The sequence below is a fragment of the Campylobacter sp. 2457A genome, assembly GCF_020135895.1.
In the GTDB taxonomy this organism is placed as follows: domain Bacteria; phylum Campylobacterota; class Campylobacteria; order Campylobacterales; family Campylobacteraceae; genus Campylobacter_D; species Campylobacter_D taeniopygiae.
This window is the reverse complement of sequence record NZ_JACHTO010000001.1, coordinates 67,902-90,404: the sequence shown is the minus strand read 5'-3', so window position 1 is coordinate 90,404 and position 22,503 is coordinate 67,902. Positions and strand designations below refer to the sequence as shown.

The window sequence follows — 22,503 nt, the reverse complement described above, 5'->3', positions numbered from 1 at the left end:
GATGAGAAAGATTAATTTTAGTGCAGGTCCTTCTACCTTACCTTTGGAAATTTTAGAGCATGCAAGAAATGAATTATGTGATTATCAAGGCAAGGGATATTCTATTATGGAAATTTCACATCGCTCTAAAGTTTTTGAAGAAATACATTTTGGAGCTATGGAAAGAGCAAAAGAAATTTATGGTTTAGATGATGATTATGAAGTTCTCTTTTTGCATGGAGGCGCTAGTTTGCAATTTGCAATGATACCGATGAATTTATCTTTGGGTGGAATTTGTGAATATGCTAATACAGGGGTTTGGACAAGTAAGGCTATTAAAGAAGCTCAAATTTTAGGCGTTGATGTTAAAGTAGTTGCTAGCAGTGAAGATGATAATTTCAATCACATTCCAAATATCGATTTTAGCGATCATGCTGATTATGCTTATATTTGCTCTAACAATACTATTTATGGAACGCAGTTTAAAGATTATCCTAAAACAAAAAGTCCTTTGATTGTAGATGCATCAAGTGATTTTTTTTCTAAAAAAGTTGATTTTTCAAATATAGCTCTTTTTTATGGGGGTATACAAAAAAATGCTGGAATTTCTGGCTTGAGTTGTGTTTTTATACGTAAAGATATGATCGAAAGATCACGTCAAAAAAAATTAACTAGCATGCTTAAATATGCTATCCATGTTGAAAATCAATCTTTATATAATACGCCTCCAACTTTTGCTATTTATATTTTTGATTTGGAAACAAAATGGATTTTAAAACAAGGTGGACTTGATCAAATATATGATAAAAATTTAAAAAAAGCTACAATGCTTTATGATTGTATAGACTCAAGTGAAGGATTTTATCAAGGACATGCTCATAAAAAAGATAGATCTTTAATGAATGTTAGTTTTTCAATCAATAAAGACTTAGATCCTATTTTTGTTCAAGAGGCTGAAAAAGAAGGATTAATAGGTTTAAAGGGTCATAGAATTTTAGGTGGAATTAGGGCAAGTATTTATAATGCCATCACTTTAGAACAGGTGCAAATTTTATGTGAATTTATGAAAGAATTTAGAAGGAAATATCAATGATAAAACGTTATGATGAATGTCAAAGAATGTCTCAAGTTGTCGTTTATGATGATTATTTTAAAACAGCAGGACAAGTAGCTTTTGATCCTAAAGGTGATATTAAAAAACAAACCCAAGAAGCTTTGCAAGAAATTGAATTTTTACTTAAAAAAATAGGTGCCAATAAAAATTCTCTCATACAAATTCAAATATGGCTTGCTAATATGGATGATTTTGAAGCTATGAATGAAATTTATGATGAATGGATTAAAGATTATGCTAAACCTGTAAGAGCTTGTGTTCAAAGCATTTTAGCAGAAGGCTATCTTGTGGAAATTCAAGCTTTTGGAAAAATAAGCAATAATTAATTATTGCTTATAATTTTCTCCACCAAATTTTAATAAAGCAGAACCCCAAGTAAATCCTCCTCCAAAGGCGTCAAGCAAGATTAAATCTCCTTTTTTAAGACGTCCTTCTTCATAAGCATCATTCATAGCCATAGGTATAGATGCTGCTGAAGTATTACCGTATTTATGGACTGTAACAACACACTTTTCATCACTTAAATTTAGTCTCTCTTGAACAGCTTTAATGATGCGTAAATTAGCTTGATGAGGGATAAAAAGATCTATATCTTTAGAATCAATATTGTTTTTTGCTAAAATATCAACAACATCATTGCTAAGTGTTTGCACTGCTACTTTAAAAACTTCATTTCCTTTCATTTGCATCATTAAAGGATGGCAAATGCTAGATTTTTGGGCTCTTTGAGTCATTAAAAGATTTCCAAAATTACCATTACTTGCTGTATGGACATCAAGGATGGTATTTTGCTCATCAAGACTGACAATACCAGCTCCTGCGCCATCTCCAAAAAGGATACACATGCTTCTATCACTATAATCAATAATAGAACTTGTTTTTTCTGTTCCTATAATAAGAACATTTTTTTTAAGACCACTTTCTACAAAAGCTTTGGCTTGTTCTAATAAATAAATAAATCCAGTACAAGCAGCTGAAACATCAAAAGCCGTAACATCTTTAAGTCCTAAATTTGCAGCAATTTTACAAGCTGTAGATGGCATGGTAAAATAATCAGGACTTAAAGTCGCAACAAGTAAGGCATCAATATCTTCAATTTTTAAATTCGCCCTTTCAATGGCCTTTATGGCTGCTTTTGTTCCCAAATCACTAGCTTGTTCATCATCATTAGCAATTCTGCGTTCTTTAATTCCAGTGCGTTTAACAATCCATTCATCGGTTGTATCTACCATTTTTTCAAGATCAAAATTACTTAAAATTTTATCAGGTGCATAAGAAGCTATACTTTTTAAACTTGCTTTAGGCATTGTACTTCTCTAATTCATTTTCTATTAAGGTGTTAATATTGGATTTTCCAAAATTGATCGCTTGAAAAATAGCATTTTTAATCGCCCTAGCATCGCTTTTTCCATGACTAATGATCACACAACCATTCACTCCTAGCAAAGGTGCTCCTCCATATTCTTGCCAATCCATATGTTTTTTAAGTTTTTTAAAGCAAGGTTTCATCATTAAAGCGCCTATTTTTGCAAAAATTGATTGTCGAACTTCTCTTTTTAAAATTTGAAAAATAGCTGTCGCTACACCTTCGCATGCTTTTAATATCACATTGCCATTAAAGCCATCGCAAATTAAAATATCAATTTCTCCATTAAAAATATCTCTACCTTCAGCGTTGCCGATAAAATTTGGAATCTGCTTCATCATTTGATGTGCTTCTTTAGTGAGTTCATTCCCTTTGCATTCTTCCTCTCCATTGGATAGCAATGCTAAGCGAGGTTTAGAAATTTTCATTAATTCTTTAGCGTAGATATCTCCCATAATAGCAAATTGAAACAAATGATCTGCTTTACAGTCTGTGTTTGCTCCCACATCTAAAAAGAGAGTTTTGCCGACTACATTTGGCATTAAAGTAGCGATCGCAGGTCTTAAAATTCCTTTTAATCTTCCAAGTCTTAAAGTGGCTAAAGACATACTTGCCCCACTATGACCAGCTGAAACAACAGCTTTGGCTTTTCCATTTTTGACTAATTCTATGGCTTTGTAAATTGTAGTATCTTTGCGTTTTAAAGCATCAGTTGCATTTTCATCCATAGAAAAAACTTCATGAGCCTCTTCGTATTGGATATATTGTTCAAAATCTTTTGGAATTAGAGGTTTTAAAATTTTAGAGTCACCGACAAGTATAGCATTAAAAGGTTTTTCTTTTAATGCCTCAATAACGCCTTCTATAATAGGTTTTTCCCCAAAATCTCCCCCCATTGCATCAATAGCAATGCTTATCATTGATTTTAATATTCCTTAGTATTTGGGTTTGCACGATGTGGCATTTTATAGCTGCCATCTTTATCTTTTATAGGCATAGGAAGACTAACTTTATAGTGAGTTCTTCTTTTTGCTGCACGAGTTTTACTTACTCTTCTCTTAGGTACTGCCATTTTATCTCCTTTTTAATTTAATTAATTTTTATTTTTACAGTGATTACAATAAAAATAATCACTCAAATAAGCTTCAAGTTCGCTAATTGCAACTTCTATAAGATCTATTTGTCCATCGAAAAATTCTATGGTATTGCTTAATTCATTATTTTCATCTTTAAAAATACCATCGCTTGCAAAAAGCTCTAGATTTTCATGAACACAAAGTTCCAATTCTTCACCACAGCTATCACAAGGTCTATAAACAAAACCTTGCATTATTGCATTTATTTTAACAAGTTTTGTATTTATTTTTGCTAAATTTCCTTCAAAAATTATATTTTCAAGATTAAGTTTAAAAGGATAGTTTGTGTTATTAATCTTTGAAAAACTAATTTTCATTTAGCAAATTTCATTTGATTTAAAGAAAAACTCAATTTCGTTTTTTGCGTTTTCTAAACTATCACTTCCATGAACAGCATTTGCATCGATACTTTCTGCAAAATCTGCTCTAATAGTGCCGGATTTAGCTTCTTTTGGATCGGTTGCTCCCATTAGTTCTCTGTTTTTTAAGACAGCATTTTCGCCTTCTAGTATAGAAATAACAACAGGACCACTGATCATAAAATTCACTAAATCTTTAAAAAAAGGTCTTTCTTTATGAATAGCATAAAAATTCTCCGCTTGTTCGCTTGTAAGTTGAATTTTTTTTAATGCAATTATTTTAAGTCCATTGCTTTCAAAACGATCTAAAATTTTACCTATGAGATTTTTTCGAACAGCATCTGGTTTAATAATTGATAAAGTTTTTTCCATGATAAACTTACTCCTAAAATAATACCAAAATAATAAATTTGTTTTTTTGTTATGTTAAGCAAAGTTGGAATTATACTAGATTTTTTTTAAAAAAAATTAAAGAAAAGCTAGTAGAAACTAGCTTTTGGATGGATTAAGCAAAAACTGGAGTATCTCCATTTCTCATATCTGCACCGATATTATCGCGGCTTGGTTGCCCTGAAGCAACTTCGCTCCATACTATACATCCATCAGTTGGACAAGCGCTTGCACAGGCTGGTTGATCATTATGACCTACACACTCAACGCATTTATCTGCATAAACATAATAACTATCTTGACCTTCTGGATTGCTAGCATCATCAACAATAGCACTAACTGGACACTCATCGATACAAGAACCACAAGCAATACAAATATCTGTAATTTTTACAGCCATCTTTTTTCCTTTTAATTTGAGATTTTACGAAAAAAATTGTATCATACTATTCTTAAAAAAACTAAAATTTTGATAATCAAAAAACTAAAATTTTGATAATAATATTTTAATATTTTATAAAGATTATGTTTTGTAAAAATTCCAAAGAATTTAATAAAATACATTAATTATCTTATTTTAAAATTTTTTAAAGATTTAAATGATATAATTTTGTTACTAATAAAATTTATTATTTAGGAGAAAAATATGATCGTTACAAAAAAAGCTTTAGATTTTACTGCACCTGCAGTACTAGGAAATAATGAAATAGTTCAAGATTTTAATCTTTATAAAAATATAGGACCAAAAGGTGCTGTGGTATTTTTTTATCCAAAAGATTTTACTTTTGTATGTCCTTCAGAAATTATCGCTTTTGATAAGAGATATCAAGAATTTAAAGATCGTGGCATCGAAGTAATCGGAATTTCAGGAGATAATGAATTTTCACATTTTGCTTGGAAAAACACTCCAGTTAATCAAGGCGGTATTGGTCAGGTTAAATTTCCACTTGTAGCTGATTTAACAAAACAAATTGCTAGAAATTTTGATGTTCTTTATGCTGAAGCGGTGGCACTTAGAGGTTCTTTCTTATTAGATGCTGATGGAACAGTTCGTCATGCAGTTATTAACGATTTACCATTAGGTAGAAATATCGATGAAATGATTAGAATGGTAGATACTATGCTTTTCACAAATGAACACGGTGAAGTTTGCCCTGCAGGTTGGAATAAAGGTGATGAAGGTATGAAAGCTGATCCTAAAGGTGTTGCTGAATATCTTAATAAAAACGAAAGCAAATTATAATTAAAATGCCTCTTTAAAGAGGCATCCCTCTTTAAAACTTCTTAAATTTATTGAATTTCATCCTTTTTCATTATATAATTTTCTTATCATTTTAATCAGGATTGTTAATGCCAGGCGAAGATCAAGAAAAAACCGAAGAACCCACGTCCAAAAAAATAGAAGATGCCCGTAATGAAGGTAATGTTCCAAAATCTCAAGATGCTGCAGCTATAGTAACCTTAATAATAGGCTTAGCTGTTACTTTATTTACTATGGGTTTTATAGGCCAAAGAATTACAAATTTATATAGATATTATCAAAGTTTTATTGGTGCGGAATTGGATTTGCGTATAGTTCAAGGTATTATGATTAAAAGTATTTTGGAGGTTTTAATCATGCTTGCACCTATAGTTTTAAGTATTATGGTGGCTGGGGTTTTGGGAAATATTATGCAGTTTGGTTTTATTTTTACTACTAAACCCATTATGCCAAATTTAGGAAAAATCAATCCTTTAAAAGGAATTAAAAATTTAATTTCTTTAAAAAAGATATTAGATACTTTTAAAATTCTTCTAAAAGTAGGAGTGGTTTTTAGTATAGCTTTTGTTGTTCTTTTGAAATTTATGAATGAATTGCCCCTTCTTGAGCGTTATAATTTAGTTGAACAACTTAATTGGCTTAGAGATAAAGTAATTATTTTAGCTTCTATTGTGATCATTGCTTTTTTAGTGATTGCTGTTTTAGATGTTTTTTTAGTGAGATTTCAATATTTTAAAAGTTTGCGGATGAGCAAACAAGAGATAAAAGATGAATATAAACAAATGGAAGGAGATCCACAAGTTAAAGGTAGAATCAGACGTTTGCAAATGGAAGCTGCAAGGCGTCGTATGGTGCAAGATGTTGCTGGAGCTGATGTGGTGATCACAAACCCTACGCATTATGCAGTTGCTATACGTTATGATACTACAAAAGAGCAAGCACCTCGTGTAGTTGCTAAAGGAGTTGATTTTCTTGCTTTACGTATTAAGCAAGTTGCTTATGATAATAATGTAGTGGTTTATGAAAACCCTCCTTTAGCAAGAGAGCTTTATAAGGTTTGCGATGTTGATGATTTGATTCCTAGAGAATTATTTAAAGCGGTTGCTGAGGTATTAGGCTTTGTTTATAATACTAATAATAAGGGGCGTTTAGCAGGGCAAGTAAAGAAAAATAATAGTTAAAAGAGTAAATTTTATTTACTCTTTTCTATAAGATCTAATACAGATTGTTTAGCGTCTTTATCTTGTGTATCAACTTTAAAATAAATTTCTGCCCGATTGTTTTCTAAAGCTTGAGGATTTCCATTTAGAGGATCATTGAGTCCATAGCTTTTTAGGGTGATATTTTTAGTATTAATTCCACCTTTCATAAGGTATTTTAAAACGCTTTGAGCTCTTGCGTATCCTAACTCATAACTTCTAAGAGAAGATTCACTGTTATCCGTATAACCTCTAATTTCAATTTTTACTTGAGGCGGTAGATATGAAATGAGTTGAGCTATGCGTTTTAGATAATCTTGAATATCAGCAGATTCTATTTCAGAGCTGTTTTTTTCAAATTCAACTTTAGAAGGAAGATTGAGTATTTCTTGATTGTCTGATTGATCAAGTGCAGCTTGAAGTTTTTTAATGATTTCTTGCTGATTAAGAGTCATTTTTTTTAATTTATTTAATTCATCATCTTTTTCTTCTTGAGAACCTTTAAATTTATGGGTATCTTGATTTTGTTGTTGCACTGTTTGAGTCGCGGTATAGTCAAAAATTTTAACAAATTCAGTTTTTAAAGCTTCTACTTTAGCTGGATTAGACTTTGAAATAGCCCAAAGAGCAATAAAAAGTGCCAAAAGTAAAGATAAAAAGTCTGCATAAGGAACAGCCCATTTTTCACCAGCTGGGCACTCTGGACATTTTACTTTTTTAGCCATTTTTAACCTTTATCAAATTGTGAAATTCTTACATCATCATGGCTTAAGAAATTAAAGAGTTTAGCTTCTAAATCTCTAGGGTTTGCTCCTTCTGCTATTCCTTTAACGGCTTCTGTAATTACAATTTGTTCTTTAACAAACTCCATACCATTGGCTTTTAATTTTCTACCCCATGGAGTATATAAAGCGTATGCTCCAAAGATTCCCGTAACCGTAGCTGTAAATGCACCTGAAATACCTGCCGCCATTGCTTGAGGGTTATCCAAAAGTTTAAGAGCCAAAATCAAACCAAAAACCGCTCCAACTAGTCCCATAGTCGGACAAGTTTCTCCAAAGACTATCCAATATTCGGCACATTCTTTATAGTGTTCCTCTAATTGTTCGGTTTGAATTTCCATACTTTCATGAATTTCTTCAAAACTTTTACCATCAACAAGCATCATCATGGCATTTTTTAAAAATTCATTTTCAATTTCATTAGTTCTTGATTCAAGAGCTAAAAGTCCATCTCTACGTGCTATAACTGCAAATTCGATCAATTGAGCTATTCTTTCTGGTAAATTAACTCCTGAACCCTTGAAAACAATTTTTAATTCTTTATAAGCTGCCTTAACAATCTTTTTATGAGTTGAGGTCATTGCACAAAAAGCGGCAGTTGGCATAACGATAAGAAAAGAAGAAAGGTGAATAACATGTAAAGGATTTCCCCCTTCTAATATATCCCCTACAGAAATACTAGTTACCGCAAGAACCATCCCTAGTATGGTTGAAAGATCCATTATTTCTCCTTATTTGCTTAAATCGCCCCATTTTTTGGCGATGCTAGAACTTGTTTGCAATTTTACTTTTAATTTTACTATATTTTCCATAATATCACTAGCTTTTTTAACAAAATTTACACATAAATCATCTCTAACTTCAAAAATCAATTCATCATGAATTTGCAAAATGAGTTTTTTATTTTCATCTAAATCTTTTGAAATTTCTATCATGGCTAATTTTATGATATCTGCAGCCGATCCTTGTAGGATGGAATTAATACTTTCTCTTTCATACATAGCCAGTTGCATAGGTTTTGCATTTTCAAAATCAAAATAACGTTTGCGCCCTAGCAAGGTTGAAATAAAACCATTTTGTTTTGCTTCTTTTTTGACTTTTTCAAAATAATTTTTAATACTAGTGAAATTTTCAAAATATTTTTCTATATAAGATTTTGCAAGATTGGTTTCAATTTTTAAATTTTTGCTTAAAGTTTTATAGCCCATTCCATAAATAAGGCCAAAATTAATGCTTTTTGCTACACTTCTTGTTTGATAGTTGTTTTCACCAAAAATCATTAAAGCTGTTTTAGCATGAATGTCTTCATTGTTTTCAAAAGCATTTAAGAGTTTTTCATCTTCGCTAAAATGCGCGAGCATTCTAAGCTCTATTTGAGAATAATCAAGACTAATAAAACTAAAACCATCCTGTGAAATAAAACATGATTTATAATCTTTGGCATATTGTCCATGAGCTGGGATATTTTGCAAATTTGGATCTTTTGAAGAAAGACGCCCTGTGGCGGTTCCAGTTTGTAAAAAACTTGAATAAATACGTGAATTTTTATCTTTTAAAGCTAGTTTTATTAAAGGTTCGCAATAGGTAGAATAAAGTTTTGCAAGCTCTCTATAATCTAGAATTTTAGCTACAACTGGATGTTGATCAATGATTTCATTTAAAACTTTTTCATCTGTAGAATAACCTGTTTTAGTTTTTTTACCGCTAGGAAGTTTTAATTTTTCAAAGAGTATATCACCCACTTGTTTTGGTGAATTAAGATTGAATTTATCTTGACATAGTGTGTAAATCTCTTCGCTTAAATTTTTGATTTCACCTTCAAATTTTTTCATTAAACTTTCAAGTGCTTGTGTGTCAAGTTTAATTCCATTTTCTTCCATCATCATAATGATTTTTATAAAATTAAATTCATGATTTTTAGCAATTTCTAATAAATTAGGATCAAGATTTTTTAAAAAATAAAGATAAAATTTTAAGGTAATGTAAGCATCTTCAGCTGCGTATTGACAAGCTTTTTCAAGTTCTACATTTGCAAAATTTTCACCTTTTTTTACGAGATTTTCAAAATGTAAGGTTTCATGATTAAAAAGTCTAAGGGCTAAATCATCCATATTAACTTTTAAAGATGGATTAAAAAGCCAAGCTAAAATCATAGTATCTGCGTAATTTTTTGGGGGATTTAAAGCAAAATTGTTTTGAATGATTTGAAAATCGTATTTTAGATTGTGTCCTATTATGAAATGTCTAAAAATTAGTTCTATTGCTTTTTTGGCACTTGAAAGTGAAATTTGTTCTTTTACTCCTAAATAGCTATGTGTTAAAGGCACATAAAAAGCTTCATTTTCGCTAATGCAAAAGCTAAATCCTACAATTTTAGCTTCTTTAGTATCAAGTCCTGTAGTTTCTGTATCAAAGGCAACAACGCTTTCTTGATCAAGGGAATTTAAAATTTCAAAAAGTTTATCTTCATCTAAAATTAAATTAGCTTTAAAATCTAATTTTTTATCGTAGCTTTCGGAATTGTTATGTAATTTTTTTAGCAAGGAATTAAGCTCATAATGTTTTAGAATTTCAAGCACATTTAAAAGAGGCTCACCTTTAGGAAATACAGCTTTTTCGAGTAAATTTTCAAATTTTAAATCTTCATATAAGGAAGTGAGTTTTTTACTCAAAAAAGCATTCTCTTTTCCTTCTAAAAGCAAAGAACGAGTTCTTTCATTGCGGATCAATGTTAGATTTTCATATATATTTTCAATATTTTCAAATTCATCAAGTAGTTTTTTAGCTCCTTTAGCTCCTATACCTTTAACTCCTGGAATATTATCTGAAGTATCCCCACAAAGTGCTAAAAAATCTCTAATTTGACAAGGTTTAACACCATATTTTTCCAAACAAGCTTCTTCGTTGTATTCATTTTTTGAAATAGGACTATAAATGCTTGTTTTTTCATTTTTTATAAGTTGATAAAGATCCTTATCTTGAGTGATAATACGGATAAAAACATCTTCATTTTTAAAAGTTTTCACTACAGAAGCGATGATGTCATCAGCTTCATATCCTTCGCAAGAAATATTCATAAACCCCATTTTTTCTATCATGTCAATACAGATTGGAATTTGTTCTAATAATTCAGGAGGCGGAGGAGTTCTATTTTGTTTATAATTTGGATCGATATCACTTCTAAAAGTTTTTCCTTTAGAATCTAGCGCAAAGATAATATAATCGCTTTGATATTCATTTTTTAAACTATAAATGAAATTAGCAAAGCCACTAATCATTCCACTAGCTTGTCCTTGGGAATTTTTAAAACCTTTTAAAGCATAAAAAAGTCTGAAAAAAAAGCCAAAAGTATCTATAATTGTTAAAGTTTTCAAAATCTTTCTCTTAATTTTTGGATTAAAATTTTTATATTATGTCAATTTTTATATTAAAAACTTATGATTTTAAAAATAACTTGATAAAAAAATGATAAAAAAATAACGGCTAAATTTTCCAAGCAAAATAAAAAAGGTACTTTTTAAGAAAGGATATTTAGCAAAACCTAGTCCAAGTGCAAAAATATCACCAACCAAAGGTAAAAAAGTAAAAAAAGCAAAAAAAGCACCAAATTTAAAAAAATTTGTATCCCATTTTTCAAGTTTTTTTAAAGATTTTTTAAAATATTTTTCCAAAATATTTTTTTTACCCAAAAAAGCTAAGCCATAGGTGCTTAAACTTCCTAAAGTATTGCCTAAGGTAGCTATTATCAGCACAAGTGTTGGGTTGAAATTGAGTTTTATAAAACCTAAAACAAAAGCTTCGCTTGCTAAAGGCAAAAGAGTGCTTGAGAGAAAGCATACTAAAAAAAGCCCTAAATAGCTTATATCACTATATAAAAAATCAAACATTTTAATCCGCCAAATAAAATAATATTATATTTTAAATTGTTTAAAATGTCTATATTTTTATAAAATATTAATTTTATATTAAAAAATTATAATTTTTATTTAATTTTTATTTTTATATAATTTATAATCTTCAAAATCAAGGAGTCAGTTTATGGAATTTACTATACTTGTTTTATTAGCAATTTCTATATTGCTTATATTGATAAAGCCGGAAAGAGAAAGATTGATTTTTGGAATTTTTCTTATAGGTGCATGTTTAAATTATTTTATGTATTTAATAGCTAGTTTTGATTCTGTTATTCCAAGCGGTAATTGGTAAGGAGTGAAACAATGAATGCTTATTTAAATAAAAATGATCAGTATTTTTATCTGTTTATGACAACTGCGGTATTGCTTATACTCGCTGTGCCGGTTGGATTTGCTAACATATATTTAGGATATTTTCACAATGAATCACCTTGCACTCTTTGCTGGTTTGAACGCATAGGAATGGTGATTATAGGTGTTTTAGGAATGTTTATTTTACGTTATGGACCACAGGTAAAATATATTGTTTGTGTTTTTTTATTTGCATCTTATGGAATTTATATGGGAATTCGCCATACTGCTAGTTGGTGGCAAAGAGATATAGGTATAGGACTTGGAGATAAGCTTGTAGGAGCTCATACTTATACTTGGGCTGTTGTAGTTTATTGGTGTGTTGTAGTAGTAATGAGTTTAGCTCTTCTTTTTATACGTAAAAAAAGTTCCATGATGCGAGATTTAGCGAGTGAAAAAATGGAACCAAAGCCTTTAAGTCTATATTCAAAAATTGTATTTACGCTTTCTTTTATAGTGGTTTGCTCAAATGCTTTTCAAGCCTTAATTGTTAATGGAATTCCTCCATTTACTGGAAAATCTAATCCTGATCGTTTGACTTTTGATATGTCGATTATGACAAAAACTTGGACAACTGAAGTTTGGAGTAGGTTAGCTAAATTTAATCTTTTAGGTAAAAATGTTCCAGAAAGTGTATTTATCAAAGATTTAAATGAACCAAAAAATTTAACTTTTGAAAGAGATAGCTCTAAAGGTGCCTTTGAAATCAATAAGAGTATTGTATCTCTTAATCGCAGTTATGAAGTTACTATTCCAGAATTAAATCAATTTAAATCAATTAATGCTATAGCTTATAATAAAAATAGCGACGAGTTTGCTTTAATAACCAATGAAATGGCTGTGGTTTATACTAAAGATTTTAACAGATCAAATGGTTTCGTTTTATTTGATAAAACCAATGGTAATGATATGAAGTATATAGTTGGCGCTACTTTTGTTGGCGATAAATTGATTATAGGGGCTTTTAATAAAACTTTTAGTGGAACTCAAAAAGTTTCTAAAGAAGTGAAAATTGATCCTATGCTTGAATGGCAAGCATTTAAACAAACTAGTGGATCTATTATGCCAGCATTTTTTTCTCACAAGGAAGGGTGGTATGAGCCTTTAAGAAAATATATTTTAACCATAAGATCTAAGCAAAATTATGTTCATTCTTATACCAGTGATGGTAATTTTTTATATCTTATTACGGTTCCAAATCAATTTAGTCCTAAACTTATATTATCTTATGCAAGTACAAAAGATTATCTTTTAAGCGGAGAATCTGTTTTAAGTGTGGATAAAAATTTAAAGCTTAAAAAAGATAGAAATATTAATGATTATTATATTGTTGCAACCGATATAGTTGGAGATAAAATGTTAGCTTTAAGTTTGCGTTATAGCACTATGCTTGTGATTGATTATAAGAATGCTAAAATTATAGATGCATATACAATAAATGGGCTTGAAAATCCAAAATCTATGGCCATAAAAAATGATATCATTTATATTTTAGATCGTACAAATAATCATAAAGATATTATTAAAACCTATAAAAATCCTTTATAGGTTTTAATTTGTTGTTAAATTTTAATGGCAAGATAATCAGTAATTTAAAAAATACTATTTTTTGCACTTGTGTCATTTTTAATTTTTTATATTTTTAAGTTCTAAATCTAGATAATATCCGGTATAAGACCCTGTTTTTTTATGATCTTTAGCTACTTTTTCTACACTTCCTGTGCTGATTACTTTTCCGCCTTTTATCCCGCCTTCTGGACCCATATCGATAATATAATCAGCATTTTTAATGACATCTAAATTATGTTCTATAACAAAAACAGAATTTTTAAGATCAACTAAATGTTGTAATACAGAAATAAGTTTATTAACATCTTCAAAATGAAGTCCAGTAGTAGGTTCATCAAGGATATAAAGTGTTTTTCCAGTATCACTTCTACTTAATTCTTTAGCTAGTTTAATTCTTTGAGCTTCTCCACCACTTAAAGTTGTAGCATTTTGTCCTAAAGTAAGATAATCAAGTCCCACTTTAACTAAAGTTTCTAATTTTTGGCGAATTTTTGGCACTGAAGTAAAAAATTCATTTGCCTCTAAAACACTCATATTTAATACTTCGCTTATATTTTTGCCTTTATATTTGATTTCTAAAGTAGCATCATTGTAACGTTTGCCATGGCAAGTATCGCAAACCACCATAACATCAGGTAAGAAATGCATTTCTATTTTAATTTCTCCATCGCCGCTACATTTTTCACAACGTCCCCCTTTGACATTAAAAGAGAAACGCCCCGCTTTATAGCCTCGCATTTTTGCTTCTTTAGTAGCTGCAAAAAGATTTCTTATTTCATCCATAGCACCAGTATAGGTAGCAGGATTGGAACGTGGAGTTCTTCCTATAGGACTTTGATCAAGATAAATAACCTTATCTAATTTATCAAGTCCTTCAATTTCTACACCACCAAGTTTTTTAACTTTTTTGGCACGATTTAATTCTTCTTGAGCAAAAGGTAAAAGGGTTTGAAGTATAAGAGAACTTTTTCCTGATCCTGAAACGCCGGTAATGGCAACTAAATTTTGTAAAGGAAATTTAACGTTTAGATTTTTGATATTGTTAATATTAACATTTTTAAGCTCTAGCCATTCTTCTTGTTTTCTATTGTGAAGTTGTGAAATTTGTTTTTTGCCATTCATATAAAGCGCAGTTTCACTTTTGCTTTTCAAAAGCTCTTTGTAGGTTCCACAAAATACAACTTCTCCTCCAAATTTTCCTGCCTTTGGACCAATATCGACTATAAAATCTGCTTCTTCTATAGTCATTTTATCATGTTCTACAACGATTAAGGTATTGCCTTTTTGTTGTAAATTTCTTAAAGTTTTAATGAGTTTTGCTGTATCTCTTTCATGAAGTCCAATGCTTGGTTCATCTAAGACATACATAACCCCGCTTAATCCACTTCCAATTTGAGAAGCAATGCGAATTCTTTGTGCCTCCCCTCCGCTAATAGTTCTTGCATCGCGCCCCAAAGAAAGATAACCAAGACCTACATCATATAAAAAGAAAAGTCTTTCATTGATTTCTTTTAAAATAGGTTTAGCAATAAGCTTTTGCTGTTTGCTTAAATAGGAGAAATTTTTTTCATTGGAAAAAAAAGTCGTGCTATCCTCTATGCTCATATCTAAAATTTCACCCAAATCTTTTTTGGCAACACGCACAGCTAAACTTTCAGGTTTTAAACGGTGTCCTTGACAATCTTTGCAGATTTTTTCACTCATATATTCACCCAAGTCTTTTTCATCTTTTAGCATTTCATAAGCCATTTTAACAACGCCTTCAAAAGTTCTTTTTAAGCGATTTCTTTTCCAAAAAAACTCTATAGTTTTTGCATTGCCGTATAATACAAGACGTTTTTCTTCTTCACTAAGCTCTAAAAAAGGTTTTTTGATAGAAATTTCATTTTGTTCGCAAAAAGCGATTAAAAATTTATAATAATAACTTTTGTTAAAGCCATACATGATTTTTACAGCACCATTTTCTATGCTTAAACTTTCATCGATGATTTTTTTCATATCCAAGGTATAACGAATGCCTAGGCCATCGCAAGATTGACAAGCACCTTTTGGAGAATTAAATGAAAAGCTTAAAGGCTCCAGAGGAACAAAAGAAATTTTACAATTAAAACAAGCTGAATGCTCACTATAGTGATAGTGTTTATTGATGCCTACTTCTTCGTGATTTAAAACTTCGATTTCAATCTCTCCAAAACTTTCTTCCAAACCTTTTTCAATATCGCTTGCAAGTCTTGAAAGTAAATCTTCACTAATTTCAAGGCGATCAATGACTAATTTTATCGTGTGTTTTTTTGTTTTTGCGAGTTCTATTTCTTCATCAAGTCTAACTAAAACTCCATCAATTTGTGCTCTAACGTAGCCTTTATTGCGTAAATTTTCAAGCAAATCAGTATAAGTGCCCTTTTTTTCTCTTATTAAAGGTGCATAAATAATAATCTTTGCCCCTTTAGGAAATTTTAAAATTTCATTGACTATATCATTAGCACTCATGGATGAAATTTCTTGACCGCATTGATGGCAATGTTGAATGCCTATCCTTGCGTATAAAAGTCTTAGATAATCATAAATTTCAGTGATAGTCCCGACAGTAGAACGAGGATTTTTAGATGTAGTTTTTTGATCGATGGCAATAGCTGGAGTTAAGCCTTCTATTTTATCTACATCGGGTTTGCCTACTTTATCTAAAAATTGCCTTGCATAAGCACTTAAACTTTCTATGTAGCGGCGTTGTCCTTCAGCATAGAGTGTCCCAAAAGCAAGTGTTGATTTTCCACTACCGCTAAGCCCTGTAAAAACTATAAGTTTATTTTTTGGAATTTCAAGATCAATATTTTTTAAATTATTCTCTTTAGCACCGATAATTTTAATTTTATCATTCATCATTTTTCCTAAAAATTTATATTAAATAAATTAAAATTTTAACACAATTTTACTAAAAGCTTATGATTGCAAGTTTTTTAAGTAAAGAATGAGTTGTCCCAAGTATGGATAAGGCATAAATGCAAAGTAAAATTTTTCTATGAGAAGAAATTTGCATTTTTTCAATGATTTTTATACCAATGAAAACTCCTATCATAGAGGCAATGCCTACAATAATACCTTTATGAATTACTACATGATCAATAACTCCTGAAGTTGATAAAGACAAAATCCCAGAAATAGAAGCAAAAATAACAAAAAATAAAGATAAAGAAACTACTTTTTTGCTATCATATCCTAAAAAATAAGCCAGAATTGGAGCGATCAAAAGTCCTCCGCCTATACCCAAAGAAATCGCAAAAATTCCAGTAAAAGAGCCAGCTATAAATAAAATAATATTTTTTTGCAAAGCACTTCTTTCACTTTTAACGGCATTTTCTTTAAAGCCAAAAGCATATTTTATAAAAAAAACACAGCTGACGCATAAAAAGATTGTTGTTAGGCTAATATCATTTAAAAATTTTAAAAGCAATCCGCTAAAGCTTGCGCCTAAAAGCCCGCCAAGTCCTATAACGATACCATCTTTAATATTTAAATTTTTCTTTCTGTAATTAATATAAGATCCAAAAATTGCAGCAAAAATCATTTGCAAGATTGAAATTCCAATTGCATGATGGGAACTCTCATTTAAAACGAGCATCGCAGGAACGATAACCATACCTCCACCTATACCAAAAAGACCTGAAGTTATACCTGAAAATATGCCTATTAATAAATAAGGTAGATCTGAAAAATCCATAATTTTTCCTAGTAATTGTTATTTTTAAGTTAAATATTTTATCTTATTAAGCTAAGTATTATCTTATGTTTAATATTAAAAGGTATTTTGGTATTTATAATTTTCGCATTATTTATTCGATATAAATAGTTTATAAGCAAATTTATTTTATTATATTTTATAATAATTATAGGGTTTTAATTAAAGGCGGTTAATAGATTATGTTAAAAACTCTTGAATATTCCATAATACATTTTTTTGAGCACATTTTACAGGTTCATATGGAACCCATTGAAGAATTAAAAGGTGAATTTTATGGCTCTAGCATTTCTGTGGTAGAAAAAAGCGGTAGAGAATATAATTTTTATTTATTTTTTTCGACAGAATTTTTACATTTAGTTTCAACCATTTTCATTGGAGAGGAAGATTTTCAAGAAGATGATAGGTGTGATCTTGTTAAAGAATGTGCTAATCAGATTGTAGGATATGCGAAAAAATTACTCAATGATGCTAAAGGTGGTGATGATGAGTATAAACTCGGCATACCAGAATATTTAGGAAGAATACATAATCCAAATATTATTTTAGACCAGTCATTAACTTATGGTTTTAAAGATTATTGTTTTAGAATAGGATATTGTCAATAATGAGCAATGAAATAGAATTTGAAACTCACGGACTTTTACAATCTTATGAAGATATTTTAGATATCAGTGTAGATTTTGTCAGTGAGCTTGGTACAACAAATATGAGTGTGGCAGATCTTTTAAGATTAGAAGTAGGTTCAGTGATTGATCTTGAAAAACCTGCTGGTGAAAGCGTGGAACTTTATATCAATAAACGTATTTTTGGCAAGGGTGAAGTTATGGTTTATGAGAAAAATTTAGCGATAAGGATTAATGAAATTTTAGATTCTAAAACTGTGCTTCAATATTTTAAAAAAGAAATATAAATGAAATTTTTTTTATTGTGTTTTTTGACTTTGCCTTTGTTTGCGGTTAAATTAGTCGATTATAATATTTATGATAGAAATGATCGAGTCGATTTGATGCTTTCTTTTGATAATGCTTATAATGGAAAAATTTCTCAAACAAAAGATAAGAATTTTATTCTTTTAACTTTTAGCAAATTAACGTATTCTAAAGACGAGTTAAAAAATTTAAATTCTAAACTCGTTGATAGAGTTAGTATTAGCTCGAAAAATAATGATACTTATATCATGTTAAAAAACAAACAAAATATTTCACTTAATGTGAGTTCTATTAATGATAAATTCGGAGTAAGAATTCGAGTTACACAGCAAAATAAACAAGAAAATTTGAGTCAAGATTCTATTTTGAAATCAAATCAAGAAAAAGAAACTTCATTTGAATTTAAGGATGCAAATTTGGTTAAATATGATTATACAAACTATATTTTAGTTATGGTGATTTTAATAATTTTACTTATAATACTTTGGTGGCTTAAAAATTCTTTGATTTCAAAAAAAAGCGGTATTTCAAGAGATTTTCGTATGATTTTTCAAAGATTTTTAGATAAAAACAATCAATTAGTCGTTTTTGAATACGCCCATAAAAGATATACTATGATAATAGGTAATTCTAATATTGTTTTAGAGAGTGCAGAAGCAGAGCAGGGGCAAATTGATTTAGAAAAAAAAGAAAAGAATTTTGATTCTTTTTTTGAGGAAAATAAAAAACGCATACAAAATCTTATAGAACAACGTCAGAAAAAATAGCTCTAAGGCTTTTGATTAAAGCTTAAAGCTATTGATGCAGGTTTTGCAATTTTTTTCAATTCTTCTTTTGGTAAATTTAGTTCTTTAAATTCATTAAAAATATAAAGCGTATTATCTAAAACGGTAAAATTGATTTTGCTTTCATTGGTATTGTTTAGAGTTTTTGCTAAATTGAGTATGAAATTTAACCAAGAAAGAATATGAAAATTAGGCAAAAGTTGTTTATGAGGCTCTAGATTATATGGGTTGATTTTTTTTCCATTTAGCTTAATAATATTTGCGATTAAAACTTTTTCTTTGTGTGAAAAACCATAATTTAATCCACCTAAAACAAAATGCGCAGAGTGTTCATTTGAAAAATAAAAATTCAAATACTCTCCTATATGACATAGTTTGGCTGCAGCTAACAAGCTTTGTTTATAATGATCATGAATTTTGTGAATGTTTTTTAAAGCATTGAATAATTGCATTGCAAATTTGGCTGTATGATTATTTTTATCTTCTTGTAGAAATCTATCTTGTAAAGATTTTAAACTAGGATTGAAATTGACAGGAAAACGATTGTTTGGGCGTAATAAATCTTTTAAATATATTCCTTCTCTAATTCCCACTCCACTTGTTATAATATGTTTTGTATTGAGTTTTTGGGCAATTTTTAAAAATATAAAAATTCCTTTTTTAATAGTATCAAAACGGTCTTTTTTGATGCCAAAATTTGCCAAAGAATCAACTTTAGCTTCAAGAATTTTTTCAATATGTTCTCTTTCTTCTTCTAAATCATAACGAAAATCGTGTAAATTTTTTAAAGGATAAGAATTTTTTTGCATAATAGAATTTGAAATAGCTCTTAAGCTTCCGCCTATGGCTATAAGATTGTGATTGCAAAATTCTTTAGGAATTTGTTTTAAAATAGGATCAATAAACTGATCTAAAGATTTGGTTTTTCCTTTGTCAAAAAACAATTCTTTCAATCTAACTGTTCCTATGTCTAAAGAAATACAAGAAACTATTTTATTGTTTTTAATCAAACAAAGCTCACTTGATCCTCCACCTATATCAAGAGTAGTGGCATCTTTAAAAGGGCTTAAAAGATTTAAAGCGGCTAAACCACCTAGATAACTTTCTTCTTTCCCATCAATACATCGTATATTTAAATTAAGCTTGGTTTTGATTCTTTTTATAAATTCTTTAGAGTTAGGGGCATCTCTTAAAGCTGAAGTTCCTATGATGAAAATTTTTTTACATTTGTGTTTTAAAGAGCATTGCTTGAAAAATCTTAAAGCATTTTCAGCTTTTTGCATAGCTTCTTCTTGAAGAATTTTACCATTATTGTAAGAATTTTCACCTAATCTTACTTTACGTTTGTATTCACAAGTTGTATAAAAACCATATCTTGAAGTTTTTTCAAAAATCACCATTCTAATAGAATTTGATCCTAAATCAACAACAGCGGTTTTTTTGGCCATTATAGATCTCTATTGCGATTTTTTAATTTTAACTCTTCTATACTTTCTATGTTATCAGGATCTGGAATGATACATTCATAAGGACAGGCCACTATGCAAGCAGGTTCTGAAAAATCATTCACACATTCAGAGCAAAGATCAGCGTCAATAACATAAATTGGACTATGTTCATAAATAGCCTCATCAGGACATTCTTCTCTGCAAGCGTCGCAACATACGCAATCTTTTGTTATTAAAAGAGCCATTATAACCTTTCATAAACTAAATAATATTTGTCTAGTTTATACAATAATCAAACTTAAATATAATATAAAATTAAATAAAAAAGATAAATTTTACACCAAGAAATGGTGTAAAATTTTTTTCAAGATTTTTTAGGAAAGCAGAAACGATATCCTCTTCTGCGAACTGTTTCAATAGTAGAAATATTTAAAGGTTTGTCCATTTTTTGGCGAATTTGATTGATAGCCACTTCAATAACATTTGGGGTTACAAGTTCAGGTTCTTCCCAAATAGCATCTAAAAGTTGTTCTTTAGATACAATTTGATCTGAATGTCTAGCTAAATGAGTTAAAACCTCAAAAGGTTTCCCTTTGAGTTCTATATCTTGATCCTTATAAGTGATTTTTTCTTCATCTGGATCAATGATAAGATCTTCAATTTTAATCACATTTGTTCCACCAAGTCTTAATCTTGCTTCAATTCTTGCTAGTAAAATATCAAAATCTAAAGGTTTTTTTATAAAATCATCAGCTCCTGCTTTAAGAGCTTTTATTTCCGTTTCTTTATCAGTTTTTGAAGACATGATAACTATTGAAGTTCTAGGGGATTTTTGTTTTATGATATTGATAAGTTCTGTACCATCACCATCAGATAGGTTCCAGCTTGCTAATACCAAATCATAATGTCTTATTCCAATATAATATTCCCCATCTTTAAAATTTTCCGATGAATCTGTTTGATAGCCAAATTCATTGAGATTATCTATAATAGACTTATTAAGGCTAATTTCATCCTCTATAACTAAAATTCTCATTGTTTTATCCTTCGTAATAAGAAAATTTTAAAAATTATAACATAGTTTAAGTAAATGTTTAGATATCTTTAAAAAAAAATTAATATCTTTTTTTTAATTTTACTCCAACTTTGCCATTTTTTATTATTTTAGGTTTAAAAGTTGCTATTTTCAAATAAGTGATTTGAGGAAATTTACAATGAAGTTTTTCACTTACAAAATCCAAAGATTCCTCTAAGGTAAAAAATTTTTCTTTTTTGTATATTTTTTTGATTTTTTTTGAAACCTTTGCATAGTCTAAAAAATCATTTGCCTTAGCTTTTAATTTAACACAAATTTTTTGCTTTTTTTTGCGTTCAAAGTTTAAAATTCCGATAATACATTTAAAATGTATTTTTATGCTTATATGACTTTGCATTCTTTTTTGAAAATTAATCTATAAATATTTGGAATATGCTTATAAAAAATAAGAAAAGCTATGATAAATACAGGTGCGTGAGTATTAATAACTTCCATATTGTAATTAAAAATAAAAGAACTTCCAATAAAGGTTACTAAGGCCAATAAAGATGCCAAGGAAGAAATTTTAAAAATTTTACCCACAATAAACCAAACAACAAAAGCTGTTACAACCTCTAAAGGTAAAAGTACAATCATAGCTCCAGCGCCTGTTGCAACACCTTTTCCACCTTCAAATAATAAATAAATAGAATAACAATGTCCAAATACAGCTAATACAGCAACGCTCCAAAGCACATTTAAATCATAATTTAAAAATTTTAACACAAGTAAAGGTAATGCAGCTTTTGCAAAGTCTAAAATCACTGTTGTGATGGCAAGTTTTTTAGCTAAAGTGGGATTATATTCTTTTACAACTCTTAAAACATTAGTTGCTCCTATATTTTTTGATCCTTGATTTTTGATATTTATATTTGCAAATTTTTTTGTCAAAATTAAGCCAAAAGGAATTGCACCTAAGCAATAAGCCATAGCGTAAATAATTAAATTTTCCACTGTTATAAACCTCATAATATTATTTTTAGGTTGTTTGTAAAGGAATATTATAGATAAAAAAAATAAATAAGTCTAGCTAATAATAAAAAATATTAATACATATTTTTTATTCTTATTTAAGCGTTAAAAGAATAGTATTTATTCATAATTTAT

General features: G+C 29.4%; 26 protein-coding genes. 9 read left to right on the top strand and 17 right to left on the bottom strand.

Annotated features, from left to right (window positions below; all coding sequences use genetic code 11):
* Window position 1 precedes the first annotated feature (1 nt).
* Entirely contained in the window at window positions 2–1,072 is a 1,071-nt protein-coding gene (gene serC / locus H2280_RS00495; RefSeq protein ID WP_337215354.1) for a phosphoserine transaminase, read from the top strand.
* Window positions 1,069–1,419 (top strand): RidA family protein, encoded by a 351-nt coding sequence (locus tag H2280_RS00490; protein ID WP_337215353.1) that lies wholly within the window; start codon window positions 1,069–1,071, stop codon window positions 1,417–1,419. Before serC ends, H2280_RS00490 begins: the two co-directional genes overlap by 4 nt.
* Here the strand turns inward: H2280_RS00490 and H2280_RS00485 are convergent, their stop codons facing one another.
* The 6 genes from H2280_RS00485 to H2280_RS00460 form a co-directional block, all read right to left on the bottom strand.
* Entirely contained in the window at window positions 1,420–2,400 is a 981-nt protein-coding gene (locus H2280_RS00485; protein ID WP_137623285.1) for a beta-ketoacyl-ACP synthase III, read from the bottom strand.
* Window positions 2,393–3,379, bottom strand: coding sequence for a phosphate acyltransferase PlsX (plsX, locus tag H2280_RS00480; protein WP_337215352.1), 987 nt, complete (start codon window positions 3,377–3,379; stop codon window positions 2,393–2,395). Before plsX ends, H2280_RS00485 begins: the two co-directional genes overlap by 8 nt.
* 5 nt (window positions 3,380–3,384) lie before the next feature.
* The gene (gene rpmF / locus H2280_RS00475; protein ID WP_002778205.1) at window positions 3,385–3,531 is read right to left on the bottom strand and encodes a 50S ribosomal protein L32; all 147 of its coding nucleotides are present in this window, start codon (window positions 3,529–3,531) and stop codon (window positions 3,385–3,387) included.
* A 21-nt stretch (window positions 3,532–3,552) separates the two neighbouring features.
* Window positions 3,553–3,912, bottom strand: coding sequence for a hypothetical protein (locus H2280_RS00470; RefSeq protein WP_137623283.1), 360 nt, complete (start codon window positions 3,910–3,912; stop codon window positions 3,553–3,555).
* On the bottom strand, window positions 3,913–4,326 hold the full coding sequence (gene ndk, locus H2280_RS00465) for a nucleoside-diphosphate kinase (protein WP_137623282.1): 414 nt from the start codon (window positions 4,324–4,326) through the stop codon (window positions 3,913–3,915).
* Between the two features lie 133 nt (window positions 4,327–4,459).
* On the bottom strand, window positions 4,460–4,744 hold the full coding sequence (locus tag H2280_RS00460; protein ID WP_137623281.1) for a DUF362 domain-containing protein: 285 nt from the start codon (window positions 4,742–4,744) through the stop codon (window positions 4,460–4,462).
* Window positions 4,745–4,990: 246 nt separating this feature from the next.
* Between H2280_RS00460 and H2280_RS00455 the strand changes: the two genes are divergently transcribed.
* Together H2280_RS00455 and flhB are read left to right on the top strand one after the other, a co-directional pair.
* Window positions 4,991–5,587, top strand: a complete 597-nt coding sequence (locus H2280_RS00455) for a peroxiredoxin (RefSeq protein WP_137623280.1) — start codon at window positions 4,991–4,993, stop codon at window positions 5,585–5,587.
* Between the two features lie 107 nt (window positions 5,588–5,694).
* Window positions 5,695–6,786, top strand: coding sequence for a flagellar biosynthesis protein FlhB (flhB, locus tag H2280_RS00450; protein ID WP_137623279.1), 1,092 nt, complete (start codon window positions 5,695–5,697; stop codon window positions 6,784–6,786).
* 11 nt (window positions 6,787–6,797) lie between these two features.
* Here flhB and motB read toward each other — a convergent pair whose 3' ends face one another.
* From motB to H2280_RS00430, 4 genes are all read right to left on the bottom strand, one after another.
* On the bottom strand, window positions 6,798–7,529 hold the full coding sequence (gene motB, locus H2280_RS00445; protein ID WP_137623278.1) for a flagellar motor protein MotB: 732 nt from the start codon (window positions 7,527–7,529) through the stop codon (window positions 6,798–6,800).
* Window positions 7,530–7,531: 2 nt separating this feature from the next.
* Window positions 7,532–8,308 (bottom strand): flagellar motor stator protein MotA, encoded by a 777-nt coding sequence (gene motA, locus H2280_RS00440; protein ID WP_137623277.1) that lies wholly within the window; start codon window positions 8,306–8,308, stop codon window positions 7,532–7,534.
* A gap of 9 nt (window positions 8,309–8,317) precedes the next feature.
* Window positions 8,318–10,960, bottom strand: a complete 2,643-nt coding sequence (gene polA / locus H2280_RS00435; protein WP_337215351.1) for a DNA polymerase I — start codon at window positions 10,958–10,960, stop codon at window positions 8,318–8,320.
* A 69-nt stretch (window positions 10,961–11,029) separates the two neighbouring features.
* Entirely contained in the window at window positions 11,030–11,473 is a 444-nt protein-coding gene (locus H2280_RS00430) for a YqaA family protein (protein ID WP_337200674.1), read from the bottom strand.
* A gap of 151 nt (window positions 11,474–11,624) precedes the next feature.
* Between H2280_RS00430 and H2280_RS00425 the strand changes: the two genes are divergently transcribed.
* Window positions 11,625–11,792, top strand: coding sequence for a hypothetical protein (locus H2280_RS00425; RefSeq protein WP_171000065.1), 168 nt, complete (start codon window positions 11,625–11,627; stop codon window positions 11,790–11,792).
* Between the two features lie 11 nt (window positions 11,793–11,803).
* The gene (locus H2280_RS00420) at window positions 11,804–13,399 is read left to right on the top strand and encodes a disulfide bond formation protein B (protein WP_337215350.1); all 1,596 of its coding nucleotides are present in this window, start codon (window positions 11,804–11,806) and stop codon (window positions 13,397–13,399) included.
* A 78-nt stretch (window positions 13,400–13,477) separates the two neighbouring features.
* On the opposite strand, the gene uvrA is transcribed toward H2280_RS00420, so the two are convergent.
* On the bottom strand, window positions 13,478–16,300 hold the full coding sequence (uvrA, locus tag H2280_RS00415) for an excinuclease ABC subunit UvrA (RefSeq protein ID WP_337215349.1): 2,823 nt from the start codon (window positions 16,298–16,300) through the stop codon (window positions 13,478–13,480).
* A gap of 52 nt (window positions 16,301–16,352) precedes the next feature.
* Window positions 16,353–17,138 (bottom strand): sulfite exporter TauE/SafE family protein, encoded by a 786-nt coding sequence (locus tag H2280_RS00410; protein ID WP_137623272.1) that lies wholly within the window; start codon window positions 17,136–17,138, stop codon window positions 16,353–16,355.
* Between the two features lie 200 nt (window positions 17,139–17,338).
* On the opposite strand from H2280_RS00410, the gene H2280_RS00405 reads away from it, so the two are divergent.
* From H2280_RS00405 to H2280_RS00395, 3 genes are read left to right on the top strand one after another with little or no spacing between them, the layout of a single operon-like run.
* The gene (locus H2280_RS00405) at window positions 17,339–17,764 is read left to right on the top strand and encodes a chemotaxis protein CheX (RefSeq protein ID WP_137623271.1); all 426 of its coding nucleotides are present in this window, start codon (window positions 17,339–17,341) and stop codon (window positions 17,762–17,764) included.
* On the top strand, window positions 17,764–18,069 hold the full coding sequence (gene fliN, locus H2280_RS00400) for a flagellar motor switch protein FliN (RefSeq protein ID WP_137623270.1): 306 nt from the start codon (window positions 17,764–17,766) through the stop codon (window positions 18,067–18,069). Before H2280_RS00405 ends, fliN begins: the two co-directional genes overlap by 1 nt.
* Window positions 18,070–18,855: a hypothetical protein gene (locus H2280_RS00395; protein ID WP_337215348.1), complete on the top strand. Its 786-nt coding sequence runs from the start codon at window positions 18,070–18,072 to the stop codon at window positions 18,853–18,855.
* Between the two features lie 2 nt (window positions 18,856–18,857).
* On the opposite strand, the gene H2280_RS00390 is transcribed toward H2280_RS00395, so the two are convergent.
* The 5 genes from H2280_RS00390 to plsY all read right to left on the bottom strand — a co-directional run bounded on the left by H2280_RS00390 (window position 18,858) and on the right by plsY (window position 22,350).
* Window positions 18,858–20,321 (bottom strand): Ppx/GppA phosphatase family protein, encoded by a 1,464-nt coding sequence (locus H2280_RS00390; protein WP_337215347.1) that lies wholly within the window; start codon window positions 20,319–20,321, stop codon window positions 18,858–18,860.
* Window positions 20,321–20,566, bottom strand: a complete 246-nt coding sequence (locus H2280_RS00385; protein ID WP_137623267.1) for a YfhL family 4Fe-4S dicluster ferredoxin — start codon at window positions 20,564–20,566, stop codon at window positions 20,321–20,323. Before H2280_RS00385 ends, H2280_RS00390 begins: the two co-directional genes overlap by 1 nt.
* Before the next feature lie 119 nt (window positions 20,567–20,685).
* Window positions 20,686–21,357 (bottom strand): homeostatic response regulator transcription factor HsrA, encoded by a 672-nt coding sequence (hsrA, locus tag H2280_RS00380; RefSeq protein WP_137623266.1) that lies wholly within the window; start codon window positions 21,355–21,357, stop codon window positions 20,686–20,688.
* Window positions 21,358–21,436: 79 nt separating this feature from the next.
* Entirely contained in the window at window positions 21,437–21,754 is a 318-nt protein-coding gene (locus tag H2280_RS00375; protein WP_137623265.1) for a dihydroneopterin aldolase, read from the bottom strand.
* On the bottom strand, window positions 21,739–22,350 hold the full coding sequence (gene plsY / locus H2280_RS00370) for a glycerol-3-phosphate 1-O-acyltransferase PlsY (protein ID WP_337215346.1): 612 nt from the start codon (window positions 22,348–22,350) through the stop codon (window positions 21,739–21,741). The genes H2280_RS00375 and plsY overlap by 16 nt, the downstream gene beginning before the upstream one ends.
* Between the last annotated feature and the right edge of the window lie 153 nt (window positions 22,351–22,503).